Origin of the sequence: Pseudarthrobacter sp. 1G09 (assembly GCF_050038305.1) — a bacterium.
GTDB lineage: Bacteria > Actinomycetota > Actinomycetes > Actinomycetales > Micrococcaceae > Arthrobacter > Arthrobacter equi.
The window spans coordinates 82,908-101,189 of the sequence record NZ_CP188306.1 but is presented as its reverse complement, the minus strand read 5'-3'; the positions used below and the strand labels follow the sequence as shown (position 1 = coordinate 101,189).

General features: G+C 66.0%; 14 protein-coding genes and 1 pseudogene. 9 read left to right on the top strand and 6 right to left on the bottom strand.

Annotated elements, in window-relative coordinates; all coding sequences use genetic code 11:
* Positions 1 to 2: 2 nt before the first annotated feature.
* From ACP3TD_RS00445 to ACP3TD_RS00435, 3 genes are all read right to left on the bottom strand, one after another.
* The gene (locus tag ACP3TD_RS00445) at positions 3 to 1,295 is read right to left on the bottom strand and encodes a PLP-dependent aminotransferase family protein (RefSeq protein WP_426764809.1); all 1,293 of its coding nucleotides are present in this window, start codon (positions 1,293 to 1,295) and stop codon (positions 3 to 5) included.
* A gap of 70 nt (positions 1,296 to 1,365) precedes the next feature.
* Positions 1,366 to 2,184 carry a GerMN domain-containing protein gene (locus ACP3TD_RS00440; RefSeq protein ID WP_426764808.1) on the bottom strand — a complete coding sequence of 273 codons (819 nt, stop codon included), beginning with the start codon at positions 2,182 to 2,184 and terminating at the stop codon, positions 1,366 to 1,368.
* A 277-nt stretch (positions 2,185 to 2,461) separates the two neighbouring features.
* Positions 2,462 to 3,019, bottom strand: coding sequence for an NAD(P)H-dependent oxidoreductase (locus ACP3TD_RS00435; protein WP_426764807.1), 558 nt, complete (start codon positions 3,017 to 3,019; stop codon positions 2,462 to 2,464).
* Positions 3,020 to 3,143: 124 nt separating this feature from the next.
* Here ACP3TD_RS00435 and ACP3TD_RS00430 point away from each other — a divergent pair, with 124 nt between their 5' ends.
* The 6 genes from ACP3TD_RS00430 to ACP3TD_RS00405 all read left to right on the top strand — a co-directional run bounded on the left by ACP3TD_RS00430 (position 3,144) and on the right by ACP3TD_RS00405 (position 11,277).
* A complete protein-coding gene (locus ACP3TD_RS00430; protein ID WP_426764805.1) occupies positions 3,144 to 3,749 on the top strand; it encodes a TetR/AcrR family transcriptional regulator in 606 nt (201 codons plus the stop codon).
* A 355-nt stretch (positions 3,750 to 4,104) separates the two neighbouring features.
* Positions 4,105 to 5,088 (top strand): ABC transporter permease, encoded by a 984-nt coding sequence (locus tag ACP3TD_RS00425; protein WP_426764804.1) that lies wholly within the window; start codon positions 4,105 to 4,107, stop codon positions 5,086 to 5,088.
* Between the two features lie 2 nt (positions 5,089 to 5,090).
* The gene (locus ACP3TD_RS00420) at positions 5,091 to 6,071 is read left to right on the top strand and encodes an ABC transporter permease (RefSeq protein ID WP_426764803.1); all 981 of its coding nucleotides are present in this window, start codon (positions 5,091 to 5,093) and stop codon (positions 6,069 to 6,071) included.
* On the top strand, positions 6,068 to 8,317 hold the full coding sequence (locus tag ACP3TD_RS00415; protein ID WP_426764802.1) for a dipeptide ABC transporter ATP-binding protein: 2,250 nt from the start codon (positions 6,068 to 6,070) through the stop codon (positions 8,315 to 8,317). The genes ACP3TD_RS00420 and ACP3TD_RS00415 overlap by 4 nt, the downstream gene beginning before the upstream one ends.
* Positions 8,318 to 8,363: 46 nt before the next feature.
* Positions 8,364 to 10,064 (top strand): ABC transporter family substrate-binding protein, encoded by a 1,701-nt coding sequence (locus ACP3TD_RS00410; RefSeq protein WP_426764801.1) that lies wholly within the window; start codon positions 8,364 to 8,366, stop codon positions 10,062 to 10,064.
* 148 nt (positions 10,065 to 10,212) lie between these two features.
* Complete coding sequence (locus ACP3TD_RS00405; protein ID WP_426764800.1) at positions 10,213 to 11,277, top strand: Gfo/Idh/MocA family protein; 1,065 nt, start codon at positions 10,213 to 10,215, stop codon at positions 11,275 to 11,277.
* Between the two features lie 39 nt (positions 11,278 to 11,316).
* Here ACP3TD_RS00405 and ald read toward each other — a convergent pair whose 3' ends face one another.
* Complete coding sequence (ald, locus tag ACP3TD_RS00400) at positions 11,317 to 12,435, bottom strand: alanine dehydrogenase (RefSeq protein WP_015938949.1); 1,119 nt, start codon at positions 12,433 to 12,435, stop codon at positions 11,317 to 11,319.
* A gap of 232 nt (positions 12,436 to 12,667) precedes the next feature.
* Here ald and ACP3TD_RS00395 point away from each other — a divergent pair, with 232 nt between their 5' ends.
* Positions 12,668 to 13,888, top strand: coding sequence for a PucR family transcriptional regulator (locus tag ACP3TD_RS00395; RefSeq protein ID WP_426764799.1), 1,221 nt, complete (start codon positions 12,668 to 12,670; stop codon positions 13,886 to 13,888).
* On the opposite strand, the gene ACP3TD_RS00390 is transcribed toward ACP3TD_RS00395, so the two are convergent.
* On the bottom strand, positions 13,885 to 14,688 hold the full coding sequence (locus ACP3TD_RS00390; RefSeq protein ID WP_426764797.1) for an alpha/beta fold hydrolase: 804 nt from the start codon (positions 14,686 to 14,688) through the stop codon (positions 13,885 to 13,887). The genes ACP3TD_RS00395 and ACP3TD_RS00390 overlap by 4 nt on opposite strands.
* A 95-nt stretch (positions 14,689 to 14,783) precedes the next feature.
* A pseudogene (locus tag ACP3TD_RS00385) lies at positions 14,784 to 15,176 on the bottom strand (helix-turn-helix domain-containing protein); the annotation flags it as partial.
* Between the two features lie 253 nt (positions 15,177 to 15,429).
* Here ACP3TD_RS00385 and ACP3TD_RS00380 point away from each other — a divergent pair.
* Both ACP3TD_RS00380 and ACP3TD_RS00375 read left to right on the top strand, forming a co-directional pair.
* Positions 15,430 to 16,497 (top strand): LacI family DNA-binding transcriptional regulator, encoded by a 1,068-nt coding sequence (locus tag ACP3TD_RS00380; protein ID WP_426764795.1) that lies wholly within the window; start codon positions 15,430 to 15,432, stop codon positions 16,495 to 16,497.
* An 80-nt stretch (positions 16,498 to 16,577) separates the two neighbouring features.
* Positions 16,578 to 18,251, top strand: a complete 1,674-nt coding sequence (locus ACP3TD_RS00375) for an ABC transporter substrate-binding protein (RefSeq protein ID WP_426764794.1) — start codon at positions 16,578 to 16,580, stop codon at positions 18,249 to 18,251.
* Positions 18,252 to 18,282: the final 31 nt, after the last annotated feature.

The following is an 18,282-nucleotide window of genomic DNA, read 5'->3' as shown; positions in this document are numbered from 1 at the left end:
CGCTACCGCGCGGCCAGCGCTTCCTGCAGTACCGGCGCCAGGCGGCGCACCCCTTCACGGATGGCATCCGGCGGAACGGCGCTGAACGCGAGGCGCAGTTTGTTGGACGGCTCGTCCGACGGCGTGAAGGCGGCTCCCGGAATGAAGACCACTCCGGCGTCGATCGCCTTGTGCAGGAGGGGGTAGGTGTCCACGCCTTCAGGCAGCGTCACCCAGACGAAGAAACCACCGTCCGGGCTGGTCCAGGAGGCCCCCTCCGGCATGTACTCGGACAGCGCCGCCAGCATGGCACGGCAGCGTTCGGCGTACAGGCCGCGGTAGGTGGAGATCTGGCCCTTCCAGTCGTAGTCACGCAGGTAAGCCGAGACGAGCATTTGGTTCAGGGCCGGCGGGCAGAGGGTGACGGCCTCCGCGGCGAGGTAATACCGCCGCTGCAGGTGCTCCGGCACCAGCGCCCAGCCGATCCGCAGGCCGGGCGCGAAGATCTTCGAGAACGAGCCCATGTAGATGACGTCGTCCGGGTTGGCGGCGCGCAGCGGGGCCAGCGGTTCGCCGTCGAACCGCAGCAGGCCGTACGGGTTGTCCTCAATGATCAGAATATTTGCGTTGCGGCATATATCCACGATCTCCTGGCGCCGTTCCGCGGCAAGGGTGATGCCAGAGGGGTTGTTGAAGCTGGGAATGGTGTAGAGGAACTTGATGCTCTTTCCGGCCAGCTGGAGGGCTGCGATGCGGGCTTCAAGGAGCTCCGGGACCAGGCCGTCCTGGTCCATGGCCACGGTTTCCACCTGCACCTGGTACGCCTCAAACGTATTCAGGGCGCCGACGTAGGTGGGATCCTCCACCAGGACAACGTCCCCGGGGTTGCAGAACAGCTTGGTGGCGACGTCCTGGGCTGACTGGGAGCCGGCCGTGACCACCACGTTCTGTGGAAGCGCATCCATGATCCCTTCGGCCGCCATGACCTCGCAGATCTGCGTGCGGAGCTCCTCGGTGCCTTGGCCGGCGCCGTACTGAAGGGCGGTGAGCCCTTCCTCGGCGATGATCCGGGCAGCTGTTTCCGCCAGGCGGTCAAGGGGGAGCGACTGCAGGTAGGGGCTTCCGCCGGCCAGCGACACCAGGCCGGGGCGCAGCGAGATGTCGAAGACGTCACGCACCGCCGACTGCCTGATGTTCGCGGCACGCTCGGAAAACAGCTCGTCGTGGCGGTGGGCCGAGGTGGCCGCCCGCTCGATGGCGTCAATGGCTTCGGCTGGAAGGGACGCGGCTGCGGCGTCGAGTGTCTCGTGGCTCACACGCTCAGGATACAGCTGCGCGTTGCCTGAAAAGCAACACTTGTTGTTCCAGGAATTACTGGGCGCAGCCTCATTCCGTGCCGGTGCCTTCCAGCCGCAGCACCTCTGCCAGCGGCCGCCCGTTCAGATAGACCTGCGCCCTGACGGCACCTACGGCGGCCAGCGCCGTCTGGGTGAGCTGGGCTTCCAGCCGCGGAATGTCGCAGACGCCGCCCAGGCTCAGTGCCCCTGAAAGGTAGACGGTCACGGCGGTGCCGTCGAAGCTGCCGGACAGGAACTTGAGCCGCGATCCCGCCAGCGCGTTGTAGATTTCGCGCCCGGACGGGACATCCGATGCCGGAAGGCTGGCGCCACTGCCTGCCGCCAAAAGGGCATTCATGGCGGCCGGCAGCGGATCCTTGCCCGCCGGCCGTGTCCGGTCCACGCCAACCAGGCTGTCATTGCACCCGAACCGCACTCCGTTGTTGCCGCCGTCGTCCAGCAGGACGAAGTAGGCCGTGACGGTCCCCTGGGCTGCGGGCACGCTTTCCGGGGCAGCCGCGGGGGACGGCGACGTGGAGGGCTGCGGTTCAACTGACGGCGTTGGCCCCGGCTCCCCGCTGACCGTGGCGGCGGAACCGTCCCGGCCCGTCCCCGCCGGTCCCGGCGCGGTAACGGACTCCGGCCCGGCACCGGACGGCTGCTGCGGGGACGTCCCGCCTGATGGAGTGCTGGAACCGGAAGGGATGGCGGCCGTTCCGGCAGGCGGGGGCGCTTGCGGCTGCGGAGCCGGCACGGCGGCGCCAGGAGCCGCCGCGGGGCTGGCAGCGGTACCGTTCCGCGGTGACGCCGGGAGGCCGTCGCAGGCGGCGAGCCACAGCGGCAGCGCCAGGGCGGCCACGATTGCCACCCGCGCACTCCGCGGCCTCACAGTTCCCGCTTCTCTTGGCATGCTGCACCGCAATTCCATCCGGTTTTTCCAGTGGATTAACGTTACGGCGGGGCCAGCCGCCGGAGATGTCCGTGCGGTACCGGTTGGGACAAGAGTTGGTCACGGCGGACCGCGGCGGCGTGGTTGGGGTGGTAGCGGTTCGGGCCTGGCAGGTGCGCCCGCATATAGCTGCGCCCGGCACGCGAGGTGGCGTGCCGGGCGCGGCAGGAACTGCGCGAATGGTCCGCTCGGGAGGTTAGGCTGCCGGGGCGGTTGCGGCCAGTGCGTCGAAGACGCCCTTGATCTGCTCTACAACCTCGGCGTCGTCCTTGGGGTGGATCTCGGCGAAGCGCACCATGGAGCCGGGGACGGCGAGCTTGACACCCTCAATGACCTGGGCGCCGGCAATGCCGGCGGCCTTGCGGGCCTCGTCCTGGGCCCAGACCCCACCGAACTGGCCAAAGGCGGTGCCGACGACGGCGGTGGGCTTGCCGGCGAGGGCGCCGGCGCCGAAGGGGCGGGACAGCCAGTCGATGGCGTTCTTCAGGGGAGCGGGGACGGTGCCGTTGTACTCCGGGGTGACCAGCAGGATGGTGTCGGCTTCGTTGGCCGCGGCGCGCAGAGCGGCGGCGGCGGCGGGAACCTGGCCCTCGACGTCGATGTCTTCGTTGTAGAACGGGATGTTGCCCAGGCTCTCGTGGATGACAACGTCAACCTGCTCGGGGGCGTTGGCCTGGATGGCTTCGGCCAGCTGCTGGTTCGTGGACCCGGCGCGCAGGCTGCCAACAAGGGTAAGGATGGTGCTCTTCGTCATGGGAACTCCTTGGTAGGGGCCGCGGGAGGGCCGTCGGCCTTTTCAAAGCTGAGGCATGTGATGCCTTCACCAGACTAAACGGACTATGGTCCGTTTATTATTCCCGGGGTCTAAACTGGATTCTGTGACCTCCATCCCACTGCGCCCCGAGCCGACTCCGGCAGCGGCCGAACGCAGCGATGCCGCGCGGAACCGGGAGCGCCTCCTGCTCGCCGCGAGGGAGCTGATTGCGGACTGCGGCACCGAGGGCCTCACCATGGACCGTCTCGCCGAGCGTGCCGGGGTGGGCAAGGGGACGGTATTCCGCCGCTTCGGCAGCCGGGCCGGCCTGATGCTGACACTGCTCAACGACTCCGAGGCAGATTTCCAGGCTCGGTTCATGTTCGGCCCGCCGCCGCTTGGTCCCGGAGCTCCGGGTCTGGACCGGCTTATCGCCTTCGGGGCTGAACGCATTGCCTACGTGGTGGAGTTCGGCGACCTGGTCCTCGCCGCCGAAAATGCCTCGCGGGGGCGGTTTGAGGTGCCCGCCGCGGCGCTCTGGCTCCGGCATATCGAGGTGCTGCTGCGGGATGAAGGGTTCGACGCCGACCCCTGGCTCATGGCGGGGTCGCTCAGCGCGGCCCTGGACCCCGAGCGCTTGCTCGACCTGGTCCGCCGGCACGGCGTTCCGCCGGAGCGGCTGGTGGATTCCTGGCGGGATCTTGTCACACGCGTGGTGAGAGCCGCGTAGGTTAGCCCCATGGGCGGGATCAGTCCAGTCAAATCAACTCCACAGAGTTATTCATAACGATCTGATACGGGCGTGTGCTTTTCCGGGCATTGGCGGGCATCTTGCGTTTACGGCTGTGATAGTTTCCTCTGGAATGTGACCCGCAACATAGTCCATCAGGACCAGCCCGCAAGGGCTGCGGGAGCCAGCTATCCGCTGGCAACGAACTCCGGCGAAGCGGTACAACCCCCGCCCAGCCGGGGAAGACGGAAGGACCATCGCGTGATTGTTGTTTTGCCCCGCATTGCGGCACACCTGCGGGCCTGGCTGTGTCCGCCGCAGCAGCACGTGGCGGCGAAGCAAAAGTAGCCGTCCCATGCTCAAGTACCTTGCCAAGCGCGGCATCACGTATGTGGTGATGATCTTCCTGACCACCTCCGCCGGATATTTCCTGGCGGTCAGCTCCCTCAAACCGGCGCTGCTGGAGCAGGAACGCATTCCCCGGCCCACCCCCGAACAGGTGGCCAACTCGATGCGCCTGAAGGGCCTCGACCCGGACATGAGCGCCTGGGACCGCTACGTCCAGTGGCTCACCGGCGTCGTCACCCGCTGGGACTGGGGCAGGAGCCCCAACGGCGCCTTCATCAATGCCGAGTTCGGTGACCGCGTGTGGATCTCCACCCGGCTGTTCCTGGCCTCGATCATCCTCACCCTCATCATCGGCGTGGCCCTTGGCGTGTATTCGGCAGCCCGGCAGTACAAGTTCCAGGACCGGGTCATCACGTCCTACAGCTACCTGGCCTACATCGTCCCGGCGCCCATCGCCTACTTCCTGGTGCAGCTGGGAGCCATTAACATCAACGAGACGGTGGGCCAGCGCATCTTCTTCGTCACCGGCATCTCCACCCCGGGGATGGAAGCCGGCTGGCCCCAAATAGTGGACATGGCGGCGCACTACGCCGTGCCCACCGTCGCCATCACCCTGGTGGGCTGGGGCGCCTACCAGATCGCCCAGCGCCAATACCTGCTGGACAACGTCAACGCCGACTTTGTCCGGACCGCCCGCGCCAAAGGGCTCAGCAGGAACCAGGCCATTGCCCGGCACGCCCTCCGGGTGTCCTTCATCCCGGTGGCCCAGAGCATCGCCTTCACCATCCCGGCCATCTTCGCCGGCGGTTTCTTTGCCGAAAAGATCTTCGCCTGGCCCGGCGTCGGTTCCTGGAGCATCGACGCCATTTCCCTTCAGGACGTCAATGCCGCCACCGCCACCCTGGCGTACGGCTCGGTTATTTTCGCCCTGGGTGCCATCCTGGCTGACTTCGCAACCACCCTGGTTGACCCGAGAGTGCGGGTGCAGTAACCATGACCAACCTGAACGCAGTGGACCCCGCAGCCGTGGCGCAGGACGCGCACCTGGAAAGCGCCGACGTCGTCATCGGCAAGTCCACCATCATCTTCCGGCGCTTCATGCGGAACAAGACCGCCGTGGCCGGCCTGGTCATCTTCCTCGCGCTCACCGTTTTCTCCTTCGTGGGAGGCTTCCTCACCACCTGGGACAAGGAGACCATCGACCCCTTCAACATCGGCATGCCGCCATCGGCCGAGCACTACCTGGGCACCTCCCAGGCAGGAATCGATCTCTACGCGATGACCGTTGAAGGCACCCGCATCTCCATCCTGATCGGCCTGATCGTGGGACTGGTCTCGGTGCTGATCGCTGCGGTCTACGGCTGCACCATGGCCTACTTCGGGGGCAAGGTGGACAAGGTGATGCTCTTCGTCCTCGAAGCGCTCATTATGATGCCCGCGCTCCTGGTGGTGGCGGTGGCCACCAGCGGTGGCGGCGCCGGCCTCAAGCGCGACCTTCCGTCCTGGCTGCTGCTGATCATCGTCCTGCTCGTCTTCAGCTGGATGGGCACCGCCAGGCTGATCCGCTCCCTGTCCATGTCCCTGATGCAGCGCGACTTCGTGAAAGCGGCCCAGTACATGGGCGTCCCGCCGCGTCGGATCGTCTGGCGGCACCTGGTCCCGAACATCGGGTCCCTGCTGGTACTGGACATCACCCGCGGCGTCACCGGCGCCATCCTCGCCGAGGTGGCGTTCTCCTTCATCGGCATCGGCATCAAGGTTCCGGACGTCAGCTTGGGCGTCCTCATCGGCGGTGCCACCTCACAGGTACAGACCTTCCCGTGGATGTTCTGGGTGCCGCTGACGGTGATGTTCCTGCTCACCGGCTCCCTGGCCATGATGAACGACGGCCTGCGGGACGCGTTCGACCCCAGTTCCAGTTCCACGGGCAAGGCCCGAAAAGCCAGGAAAATCCGGGCGGAGAAGAGCAAATGAGCAGCGAAACCACTATCGGGTCCGGCACCACGGCGTCGGTCAATTCCACCGCCGACGCCGTTGAGCGGCTGCACATAGCGGGGCTCCACGCGCCCAATGACGCTGTGCTCTCCGTACGGGACCTCAACGTCCGGTTCAACTCGGAGAACGGGGTGGTCCACGCCGTGCGTGGCGTGGACTTCGACCTGCTGCCGGGCAAGACGCTGGGCATCGTGGGCGAATCAGGCTCCGGGAAGTCCGTGACCTCGCTGGCCATCATGGGCCTGCTTCCGGAAGCCGCCGAGGTCACCGGTTCGGTCCGGCTGAAGGGCCGCGAACTGCTGGGGCTCAGTGACAAGGCCATGTGCGAATACCGCGGCAATGAGCTGGCCATGGTTTTCCAGGACCCGCTGTCCTCCCTCACGCCCGTGTATACCGTGGGCACCCAGATCATCGAAGCGCTGACCATCCACAACCCCACCATGAGCAAGCAGGCCAAGGAAGCCCGCGCCGTCGAGCTCCTGGCCATGGTGGGAATCCCCAGCCCGAAGGACCGGCTGAGGGCCTTCCCGCACGAATTCTCCGGCGGCATGCGCCAGCGCGTGATGATCGCCATCGCCATCGCCAACAACCCCCGGGTGCTCATCGCCGATGAGCCGACGACGGCCCTGGACGTCACCATCCAGGCCCAGGTCCTCGAGGTGCTGCACACCGCGCAGGAGGAAACCGGCGCCGCCGTCGTCATGATCACGCACGACCTTGGCGTGGTGGCGGGCATGGCCGACGACATCATGGTGATGTACGCCGGAAAGCCCGTGGAAACCGGCGCGGTGGACGATATCTACTACAACCCCCGGATGCCGTACACGCTGGGCCTGCTCGGAGCCGTCCCCCGCGTGGACGTATCCGAAAAATCCTCGCTGGTACCCATCGACGGCATACCGCCAAACCTCCTGCACACCCCCACCGGATGCTCCTTCGCGCCGCGCTGTCCGCTGGCCACCGATGCCTGCCTCGATGGGGAACCTGCGCTGGCACCGGTCTCCGGCGGCGCCCTGCACCACGCCGCCTGCATCAAGTCGGCGGCCCTCGGCGGTGATGTGGACGTCCACGATATCTTCGCGGCCCCGCCGGTACCGGAGTCACGCTTCGACGCCATTCCGCGGGAAAACCGCTCCACTGTCCTCCAGCTCAAGGACGTGCGCAAGCACTTCCCGCTGACCAAGGGTGCGCTGCTTAAGAAGCGAATCGGTACGGTCAAGGCGGTGGACGGACTGAGCTTCGATGTCCGCGAGGGTGAATGCTTCTCCATCGTGGGCGAATCGGGTTCCGGAAAAACCACCACCCTGCTGGAAATCATGGAGTTCCACAAGGACCAGGACGGCGAGGTGGTGATTGGCGGCATCAGCAACAAGCAGGCCGCTGACGCCAAGGCCAAGAACGCCATGCGGCGCGAACTGCAGATGGTGTTCCAGGACCCCACCGGCGCCCTGGACCCGCGGTTCACCGTCTACGAGGTTCTCGCGGAACCGCTGCAGAACGCCGGCCTGGACCGCCCGGCCATCCGGAAACGGATCATGGAGCTGATGAAGCTCGTGGGCCTGCAGCCGGACCACGTGAACCGATTTCCCAACCAGTTCTCCGGCGGCCAGCGCCAGCGCATCGGCATCGCCCGCGCGCTGGCGGTGAACCCCAAGCTCGTGGTCCTGGACGAGCCCGTCTCGGCGCTGGACGTTTCGGTGCAGGCCGGGGTCATCAACCTTCTGGACAAGCTCCGCGCAGAGCTGGGCCTGAGCTACCTCCTGGTGGCCCACGACCTCTCCGTTGTCCGGCACATCTCCAACCGCGTGGCGGTGATGTATCTGGGCAAGATCGTGGAGATCGGCGAGGTGGACCGCGTATTCGACAACCCGCGCCACCCCTACACCCGCGCCCTGCTCTCCGCCATCCCGGTGCCGGACCCGCACGTGGAACGCACCCGGGAACGCATCATCCTCAAGGGCGACCTCCCGTCGCCGCTGGATGCCCCCAAGGGCTGCAACTTTGCCACCCGCTGCCCGGTGTTTGCCGCCCTGCCTGCCGCGAAACAGGAAAAGTGCCTCACCCTGGAACCGCCCCTGGAAGCCGTGGCTCCGTCGTCGGCGGCCCAGGCGCTGGAACCCGCGGCGCCCGCACTGGATCAGCGTTTCGCCTGCTTCTTCCCTGACGGGGAACTGGACGAAGACATGCTGGTGACCCACGACCAGGCGGAACACCATGCACCCTAGATTTAGCCGACCCACCCGCACCATTCGCATCAATGAAGGGAAAACCATGAGGAATCTGAACAGGATCGGCGGAGCTGCGGCCATTGCTGCGGCTCTGGCGCTGACCGCCTGCGGCAGTGGCGGCTCCACGGGGCCGGAGACAGCCAAGGGGCAGGAGGCAGGCAGCGACCTGTCCAAGCTGATCAGCGTCAACGAGAAGCCGGCAGCCGATCTTGAGCAGGGCGGCAAGGTCACCCTTCCGCTGGGCAACATCGGCCCGGACTTCAATGGCTTCTCCAACAACGGCAACAGCGCGGACAACACGGCCTTGCACCGTCCCATTGATCAGGCAGCAACGTGGGGCTGCTGGGACATAGCCTTCGATGGAAAGGTCACACCCAACAAGGACTTCTGCGAATCTGTCGAGAACGAGGTAAAGGACGGCAAGCAGACCATCACCATCAAGGTCAATGACAAGGCCACCTACAACGACGGCACCCCCATCGACGTGAAGGCCTTCCAGAACACCTGGAACATCCTCAAGAGCCCGGACAACGGCTACGACATCGTGAGCTCAGGAAACTACGGCTTCGTCGAGTCAGTTGAGGCAGGAAGCAGTGACAAAGAGGTCATCGTCAAGACGAGCCAGCCCGTCTACCCCTTGGACTCACTCTTTACCGGCCTGATCCACCCGGCCGTAAACAGCCCGGAGGTGTTCAACGACGGCTTCAATGGCGATCTCCACCCCGAGTGGATGGCCGGGCCGTTTAAGGTGAACCAGTACGACCCCGCGGCAAAGACTGTTTCTCTGGTCCCGAACGACAAGTGGTGGGGCAAGAAGCCGGTCCTGGAGAGTGTGGTCTTCCGTCAGCTCGAAACCAGTGCTCAGATCGCCGCTTTCAAGAACGGTGAGATTGATGGCGTCTCTGCCAACACAGTCTCGCTCTACAAGCAGCTGGACGGCACGAAAAACTCAGAAGTCCGCCGTGGCCAGCGACTCTTTGCCGGCGGCCTGAACCTCAATGCGCAGCGCATCACCGACGTTGCTGTCCGCGAAGCCATCTTCGCCGCAGTGGACCGTGAAGCCCTCCGCAAGGTCCGTTTCAATGGCCTGAACTGGGAGGAGCCGAGCTCCGGCTCCATGATGCTCCTGCCGTTCTCCGAGTACTACCAGGACAACTACCCCGTGGAGGAATCCGGTCCGGACGCTGCCAAGAAGGTGCTGACGGACGCCGGTTACACGGCCAATGCAGCTGGGGTCATGGAGAAGGACGGCAAGCCCGCCGCCTTCAAGATCAGCAACTTCGGAGATGATCAGACAACGCTCGCGGTGGCGCAGACGTTGCAGAAGCAGCTTCAGGCAGCGGGTATGGAAGTCGGCATCGACCAGCGCGCTTCCGCCGATTTCGGCAAGGTCATCGGCAGCCGCGAATTCGACCTGAGCATCTCCGGGTACACCGTGGGTGCGGATGCCACCGAAGCCGTGAAGCAGTACTACGACTCCAAGACCAACGAGAACCAGCTGGGTGACGCCGAGCTGGACAAGAAGATCGCGGACCTCGCCTCCATTGAGGACAACGCGGAGCGAAACAAGGCGGCTATGGAGGTCGAAAAGGAACACATGGCGAAGTACTTCTCCATGGGCGTGGTCTTTAACGGCCCGCAGATCTCCTTCGTCCGCACGGGACTCGCAAACTACGGGCCGTCCCTGTTCCGCAGCCTGTCACAGGTTCCGGACTGGACCACCCTCGGCTGGGAAAAGAAGTAAGCCCACCCGCCGCTTTAGCCGCAGCCGGGGCCGGCGCCTCCCGAAAGGGGACGCCGGCTCCGGCCGTTTAACTGATTGCCTGATTGCCGGTAAGCGGCGGTGTAGGACCGCGCAGCGGTGGCACACGCGCCGGAGTAGCGTTGGTTGCATGACCGGAACTGAAGCTGAGCCACGCACCATCCGTACCGCCGTCGTCGGCTTTGGACTCTCCGGCAGCGTCTTCCACGCGCCCTTGCTGGACGCGGACAGCAGGTATTCGCTGGACATCGTGGCCACCTCAAACCCAGACCGGCAGGCGGCGGCGACGGGCCGCTACCCGGGCGTGCGGACCGTGCCGGACGGGCGCGCCGTCCTCGAGCGGGCGGACAGCCTGGACCTCGTGGTATTGGGCACGCCGCCGGCAACCCACTATCCGCTGGCGAAGGCGGCCCTGGAGGCCGGGCTGGACGTGGTGGTGGACAAGCCGTTCGTCATCTCCAGCGAAGAAGGGGAGGAGCTGGTCTCGCTGGCCCGGGACCTCGGCCGGACCCTGACGGTGTTCCACAACCGGCGCTGGGACGGCGACTATCTCACCCTGCAAAAGCTGCTGGCCGCCGAGGCACTGGGCACGGTGCTGCGCTTCGAGTCCCGCTTCGAGCGCTGGACGCCGTCGATCGCCAAGGCCTGGAAGGCCAGGGCAACAGCGTCCGACGGCGGGGGCGCACTTTTCGACCTCGGCAGCCACCTGATCGACCAGGCACTGCAGCTCTTCGGCCCGGCCGACGTAGCCCACGCCGAGCTGCATGCCCGCCGCTCCGACGAGCGGGCCGACGACGACGTCTTCCTGGTGCTCCGCCACCACTCGGGGGTGCTTAGCCACCTCAGCATGAACATGCTGTGCGCGCAGCAGGCCCCGCGGTTCCGCGTCCTGGGCTCCGTGGGCGGCTTCACCAAGCACGGAGTGGACCCGCAGGAACCGTTCATCGTGGCTGGCGGCAGCCCCCTTGACCAGGAGTACGGCGTGGAGGCACCCGATTGGGCAGGCCTCCTGGGGCGCGACGGCCACCTGGACAGGCTTCCCACCGAACGGGGCAACTACCCCGGCTTTTACCGCCTCCTGGCAGACAAGATCCTCGACGGCGGAACAGCGTCACCCCTGCCCCTCCCGGTAGACCCCGAGGACGCGGTGGAGGTCCTCAAAATCATAGAAAAAGCGCGGGAACTCGCTTCGTAGGTGCCCGGAAGCCGAACGCCGAACGACCTGTGTAGGGACCTAAGCCGAAACGAGCTCGTGCCAGTCGGAAACCAGGGGCAGGTTGTGTGCCTCGGACACGGAGTGGTGTGCCACGTGGCCGGCGGCGATGTTGAGTCCGGCAGCGAGGGCAGGATCCCGGTCGAAAGCAGCCTTGACGCCCAGGTTCGCGAGGGACACGGCGTAGCGCAGGGTGACGTTGGTCAGGGCGTACGTGGAGGTGTTCGGTACCGCACCCGGCATGTTGGCCACGCAGTAGAAGATGGTGTTGTGCACCTTGTAGGTGGGCTCCTGGTGCGTGGTGGGGTGGGTGTCCTCGAAGCAGCCGCCCTGGTCCACGGCAATGTCCACCAGTACCGAACCGGGCTTCATGCGGGCCACCAGGTCATTGGTGACCAGCTTGGGGGCCTTGGCGCCGGGGATGAGGACCGAACCAATCACCAGGTCAGCGTCCACTACGGACTTTTCGATTTCGTAGGCGTTGGAGGCCACGGTCTTCAGCCGGCCCTGGTACTGGGCGTCCAGTTCGCGAAGGCGGTTGATGTTGATGTCCAGGATGGTGACATCGGCGCCCAGGCCCAGGGCCATGGCGGCGGCATTGGTGCCGGCTACGCCCGCGCCGAGGACAACAACCTTGGCGGGGCGGACGCCGGGAACGCCGCCCAGCAGGACGCCTTTGCCGCCGGCAGGGGCCATCAGGGAGGACGCGCCCACCTGGACGGACAGCCGGCCGGCGACCTCTGACATGGGGGCGAGCAGCGGGAGGGTGCGGCCCTCCTGCACGGTCTCGTAGGCAATGGCGGTGACGCCGGAGTTGATCAGTTCCTGGGTCAGTTCGGGCTCGGCGGCCAGGTGCAGGTACGTGAAGAGGATCAGGCCTTTGCGGAACCGGTGGTACTCGGCCTTGACGGGCTCCTTGACCTTCATGACCATGTCCGCGCGGGACCAGACGTCATCGGCTTCGGTAACGATCTCGGCGCCGGCAATGGCGTATTCCTCATCGGTGATGCCGGAGCCCAGGCCCGCTCCGCGCTCCACCAGCACCGAGTGGCCGTGGGTGCGGAATTCGTGCACGCCAGCGGCGGTGATGGCGACGCGGAACTCGTTGTTCTTGATTTCTTTCGGGACACCGATGATCATCGTGGGCTCCAGGTTCTCGGCGGGTAAGCCGGAAAGTGCGGAAGGATTTCGTGTTTCCACGATAAATCCGCTGTGAGCCAGCCGACATTGACCTCGGCAGTGACTGCCGGCGGAATCCCCGGAATTCCGGGAAATTTGTGCGCCTCGGGTAGACATTTGTCGAGGGTGGGGGCGTCAGGTGTCGCCTGTTGTCCGTTCGTGCCCACGGGCTGCCGGGCAGTAATGTTGGCGCATGCAGCAGCAGGGTGTGGAACAGCTCGTGGAGCAGGTGGCGCAGAAGCTGGGCCGCGGCCTTTCGCTGGAGGACCTGGACGGCCTGCTCCTTGCCTACAGCTCCAACCAGTCCCATGCGGACCGTGTGCGCGTGAACTTCCTGCTCAGCAAGAAGGTGCCGGCCGACGTGAGCGCGTGGCAGCTCTCGCAGGGCATCGCCACTGCCGTGCGGCCCGTGGTGGTGCCGGCCAATCCGGACCTGGGCATGCTGGGCCGGGTCTGTGTTCCGCTGATGGTGCGCGGCTTCCGCGTGGGCTACCTGTGGGTGCAGCAGGACTCGGCGGAGGAGAGCCCGACGGCGATCCTCACCCAGTTGCCGGCGGTGAACCATGAGCTGGAGCTGCTGTCCGGGCTGCTGCTGGATTCCAATACGGCCGAGTCCGAGTTCCGGCGCAGCCGTGAACGTGAGTTCCTGTCCGCCTGTGCCGGCGAGCCGAACGCCGTGGCCGCAGTTGCCGGCTGGAAGGAAGTCCAGGGCCGCGGCCCGTGGCAGATGGTCACCGTGCTGGATGCCGACGGCTGGGCCAGCGGTCCGGACCCCATCGCATCCACCCTGATCCACCGGTCCACCGCGCTGCAGGCCACCGTGGGCGTTGACGCGGCGCTGTTCAGTGCCGGTACGGAGACCCACTCGGTGGTGCTGTTCCGCGAGCTGTCCGGCCGGGCCAACCATGCGCAGGTCCTGGTGCACTACCAGCTGGAGCTGGCCAAGCGGTCCGGCCGGCCGGTGCACCGCATCATCCTCGGCATCAGCGAAGGGTTCACCCGCACCCGCCAGCTGGGCGAGGCGTACCGGCAGTCGAAACTCGCAGCCCAGGCGGCCGCCGTGGACTCCCAACTGGGTGAGCTGGTGGACTGCAGGTCCACCGGCATGTACCAGCTGCTGGCATCCGCCGGAGGGGGCGTGGGGGCCTGGGCCGATTCGGGGTCGGTGTACTTCCGGATGCTCGAAGACCATGACCGGAACGGCGAACTCATTCCGGTGCTGGAACTCCTCTACGACAATGACGGTTCCGTCCAGGACGTGGCCACGAAGCTCCATCTGCACCGGAGCAGCATCTACAACCGGCTGGGCAGGATCCGCCAGCTGCTGGGCGTGGACCCGCTAAAGGGGTTGCCCCGCCTGGAGCTGCACGCCGCCCTGAAGATGCGCCGGTGGGCTGGCCGGCCGAGGATCTAGCGGCGGGCCCGCCCGGATGTTGCCGCCACGAAGGACCTGATCGCCTCGGCCACCTGCTGCGGCCGGAGGTGCTGGGCCACATGTCCGGCGCCCGGGATTTCCGCAAAGTGCCCGTGCCGTGCCGTGGCAGCCAGGCGCCGGGACCACTCGGGGCCCGCAACCTGGTCCTGGCCACCGCGCAGCACCAGGACGGGCAGGTCGATTCCGGCCAGCTGTTCCTCGGTGCGGTAGTTCATCATGACGGGCAATTCGGTGAAGTACCAGCGCGGGCCGCAGCGGAAATAGTCGCTGAGGACGGCCCAGTTGGACGACGCACTCTCCCGCAGGAGGGCATCCAGGAACAGGGCGACACTTTGGCGGCGCACCGTCCGGTGCCGTTCGTCAACCACGGGGCCCATCAGCACCAGCTGCCGCACCCGGTCCGGCGCGTGATGGGCTGCCTCAATGGTGAACTGAACGCCCATCGAATGGCCCACCAAAATATAGGATTCGATGCCGCTGGACGCCAGGGCCTCACCGATGAAGGCGCCGTAGTCCTCCGCGGACACCTGCTGGCCGGGCCGGGGTGTTCCGCCGAACCCGGGCAGGTCCAGTGAATACGTGGGCGCGGTGGTGGCCAGCACCTGGTGCAGCCGCCGGAGGTAGCGGTGCGAGACGCCGATTCCGTGGATCAGGACATATGCCGGCCCCGCATCGCCCGGCACTGCGCCCGGCGAGGGCGGCGGGGTGCCGTCCGCCCAGAGGATTCGGCCGGACAGGCCGCGGGCTTCCACCGCCGAGGACCGCAGGGGGACCGTCATTGGGGCCCCGCGCCGCCGTCGGCAGCACCGGAACCGCCGGGGCTTTCCCTCACCGAGCCGTCTGAACCCACACTGTTCGTGCCGGCGGCATTTGTGCCGCCGTCCGCCGCAGCCTCGCGTTCCTTCCGCCGCTGGGTCTCCAGCCAGGCCAGGATGGCGCTCTGCCGGATCCGCCGGTGCGTGCCCCGGTATTCCACCGGGATTTCGCCGCGGTCCGTCATGTTGCGCAGGTACGTGTGGGAAATGCCGGCCAGTTCAGCGGCCCGGGAGGTGGTCAGCATTTCCTCGACGCTGCTCACGGTCACCGCCTCGCCGCGGCTGAGCCGGGCCAGGAGGTCCACGACGGCGTCCCTCGCCTGGGCGGGCAGCCGGTGGACAGTACCGTCCACGAAAACGGTGATGTCGTCGCTGTCCCGGAGGACGCGGGCGAGGCCGCCGGCATCATCGGCGGGCAGTCCGGCTGTCACGCGGGGGGCTATCAGTGCCATACAGGAAGCCTAACCCTCTGTTTCGACGGTTCCCTGCGGCCACGATGTCCGCGCACGTCTCCTGGGTGGGGAACCGTCGAAACGGGAAGTGTGGGGCAACCAAAAGAAGCCGTTGACAGGGAGTTAGTAACGCGCGTAACCTCAATCACACGATCCAAGTAACGCGCGTTACCCACAAGGCGGCCGCGGTACAGGAAAAACCTCACCACGCAGAAGCTGGCATGGCCCAGTCGACGAAGACCCGGAGCATTCAATGGCGAAAAGCACCACACCCCACCAGGCCGCTGTGCGACAGCGGGGCGTCACCATGAATGACGTCGCCAAGCACGCCGGCGTTTCCCGGACCGCAGTTTCGTTCGTCCTGAGCAATCGCGAAAACGCGAGCATCTCCGAGGAAACCCGCACCCGGATCAACGAGGCCGTCCAGGAGCTGGGCTACCGGCCCAACGCCGGCGCCCGTGCACTGGCATCCCAGCGCAGTGGCTGGTACGGCATTGTCACCGAGATCGTCACGGCCCCGTTCGCCGTCGACATCATCAAAGGTGCCCAGGACCAGGCCTGGCTTGACCGCCGGTTCCTGCTCATCGCGCCCTCCGACCAGGCCGATGCCGTGGGACCCAACCAAGGCCTTGAAGATGCTGCAACGGAGAAGCTGTTGGAACAACGCGTGGAAGGACTCCTGTACGCAGCCACCTTCCACCGGGGCGTCCACGTTCCGGAGAGCGCCAATGAAGTACCCACTGTCCTGATCAACTGCTTCGACGCTGACGGAAAGTTGCCCTCGATCGTCCCCGACGAGCGTGCGGGTGGCCGGGTTGCCGTCGAACGATTGCTCCAGGCCGGCCACACCCGGATAGGAGTCATCAACCTTGACCCGGTGATCCCTGCTGCAGTGGGGCGGTTGGAAGGTGCACGCGAAGCACTGGCCAACGCCGGACTGGACCTGGACCCGGAACTGGTGGTGTCCGGATACGCGACGGCCGACGGCGGCTACGAGGCCGCCGGCCGGATCCTGGACAGGTACGAGGGGGAGCGCAGGCCAACGGCACTGTTCTGCCTCAATGACCGCATGGCGATGGGTGCCTATGACGCCATCAAGGAACGGGGCCTGACCATCCCCGGAGACATCGCCGTGATCGGCTTCGACAACCAGGAACTGATTGCGGCCTACCTGCGGCCCAAACTGACCACCGTTGCATTGCCGTTCGAAAAAATGGGCGCCCTGGGAGTCCAGACGCTCGCCGCTCTTACAGCAGGACAGCCGATCAATGCCGACCAGCAACTGGTCGACTGTCCGCTGCTAGAACGCTCTTCGGTCTGACCGCGAAATCAAGTTCCGAAGAGCAAAACCCCTAACCCACCCTTCACCTCGCTGATGAAGACAGGAAAGAGATAACCATCATGACACAACCCCGATTCTTCAGGGCTGCCCGGATTACCGCCGCGGGCCTGGCCGTGGGAGCGATGCTGCTGACCGGCTGCGCGGCCAACGTCAACAAGGCAAACAGCAACGACGCCGACTCCAACGCGAGTGCGCTGCTCACCATCCCGCGGGAGGACATGGGCACGTTCGTGCAGAACTTCAACCCGTTCGCCCCCACCGTGAACCCCATGGTCCAGCAGGCCATTTACGAATCGCTGCTGATCTTCAACCCGGCCAAGGGGGACACGGTGCCGTGGCTCGCCACCGAGTGGAAGGCCGCCGACGACGGCAAGTCCGTCACGTTCACGCTGCGCGACGGCGTGAAGTGGTCCGACGGGCAGCCGCTGGTTGCCGACGACGTGGCCTACACCTTCGAGCTGCAGAAGAAGATCAAGGGCGGCTTCGAGTACCTCGACGGCGTCACCGCCGAAGGCAACAAGGTCACCTTCAATTTCAACAAGCCATGGTCCCCGGCGCTGTACGACGTCGGCCAGCTCACCATCCTGCCCAAGCACATCTGGTCCACGCTCGCCGACCCCGAAAAGGAAGCGAACGCCAAGCCCGTCGGAACCGGGCCCTACACCGAGGTGGACAGCTTCCAGGCGCAGTCCTTCGTGCTGAAGAAGAACCCCAACTACTGGCAGCCGGAGAAACAGAAGATCGCCGGCATCAAGATGCTCGCCTTCGCCGGCAACGACGGCGCCAACCTCGCGGCGGCCAACGGTGATGTGGACTGGGCGCCGCAGTACATCCCGAACATCGAAAAGACGTTCGTCTCCAAGGACAAGGACCACCGCCAGTACTGGTTCCCGCCCACGGGGGCCATGATCAACTGGCAGCTCAACACCACCAAGGCGCCGTTCAACGACGTTGACGTCCGCAAGGCACTGAGCATGGCCGTTGACCGGGACCAGGTCACCAAGATCGGCATGAGCGGCTACGCCCAGCCGGGTGACTGCACAGGCCTGTCCGGCAACTACGAAACCTGGAAGAACAGCGCCGTCAAGGACAGTTGCACCTGGACCAACCACGATGTGCAGAAGGCCAACGAGCTCCTGGACAAGGCCGGCTACGCCAAGGGTGCGGACGGCAAGCGCACCCTCAGGGACGGCTCCCCGTTCGAGTTCAAGATTTCCGTGGGAGCCTCTTCCTCCGACTGGCTGTCCGTAGCCAACGTGATCGCCCAGAACCTGGCCGAGGTGGGCGTGACCGCCAAGGTGGATTCGCCGGACTGGGCCGCCGTGGTGGCCGGCTACGAAACCGGCACCTTCGATTCCGGCATCGTCTGGAGCGCCAACGACCCCAGCCCGTACAAGTACTTCAACACCGCCATGGGCTCAGCAACGGTGAAGCCGGTGGGCACCAAGACGTTCGACAACTACCACCGCTTTGGCGACACGAAGGCCGACGCCCTGCTGGCCCAGTTCGCCGCGGAATCGGACCAGTCCAAGCAGAAGGAAATCGCCAACAAGCTCCAGGAGGAGTACAGCGATGCCGCGCCGCTGGTGCCGCTCTTCTCCGGCCCGGAATGGGGCGCCTTCAGTGACACCCGCTTCACCGGCTGGCCCACCCAGGACAACCCTTACGCCACCCTGTCGGTCCGCGCACCCACCACGGTGCTGGTGCTGACCTCCCTGGAACCGCGCAAGTAAATCCCTTAGCTGGCCGCCGGGATCCCCGGCG

Bases quoted from the DNA above. Each gene is read 5' to 3' on its own strand.
- ACP3TD_RS00435 (WP_426764807.1), bottom strand. From the start codon at position 3,019: ATGACGAAGAGCACCATCCTTACCCTTGTTGGCAGCCTGCGCGCCGGG.
- ACP3TD_RS00425 (WP_426764804.1), top strand. From the start codon at position 4,105: ATGCTCAAGTACCTTGCCAAGCGCGGCATCACGTATGTGGTGATGATC.
- ACP3TD_RS00420 (WP_426764803.1), top strand. From the start codon at position 5,091: ATGACCAACCTGAACGCAGTGGACCCCGCAGCCGTGGCGCAGGACGCG.
- ACP3TD_RS00415 (WP_426764802.1), top strand. From the start codon at position 6,068: ATGAGCAGCGAAACCACTATCGGGTCCGGCACCACGGCGTCGGTCAAT.
- ACP3TD_RS00410 (WP_426764801.1), top strand. From the start codon at position 8,364: ATGAGGAATCTGAACAGGATCGGCGGAGCTGCGGCCATTGCTGCGGCT.
- ACP3TD_RS00405 (WP_426764800.1), top strand. From the start codon at position 10,213: ATGACCGGAACTGAAGCTGAGCCACGCACCATCCGTACCGCCGTCGTC.
- ald (WP_015938949.1), bottom strand. From the start codon at position 12,435: ATGATCATCGGTGTCCCGAAAGAAATCAAGAACAACGAGTTCCGCGTC.
- ACP3TD_RS00395 (WP_426764799.1), top strand. From the start codon at position 12,668: ATGCAGCAGCAGGGTGTGGAACAGCTCGTGGAGCAGGTGGCGCAGAAG.
- ACP3TD_RS00390 (WP_426764797.1), bottom strand. From the start codon at position 14,688: ATGACGGTCCCCCTGCGGTCCTCGGCGGTGGAAGCCCGCGGCCTGTCC.
- ACP3TD_RS00380 (WP_426764795.1), top strand. From the start codon at position 15,430: ATGGCGAAAAGCACCACACCCCACCAGGCCGCTGTGCGACAGCGGGGC.
- ACP3TD_RS00375 (WP_426764794.1), top strand. From the start codon at position 16,578: ATGACACAACCCCGATTCTTCAGGGCTGCCCGGATTACCGCCGCGGGC.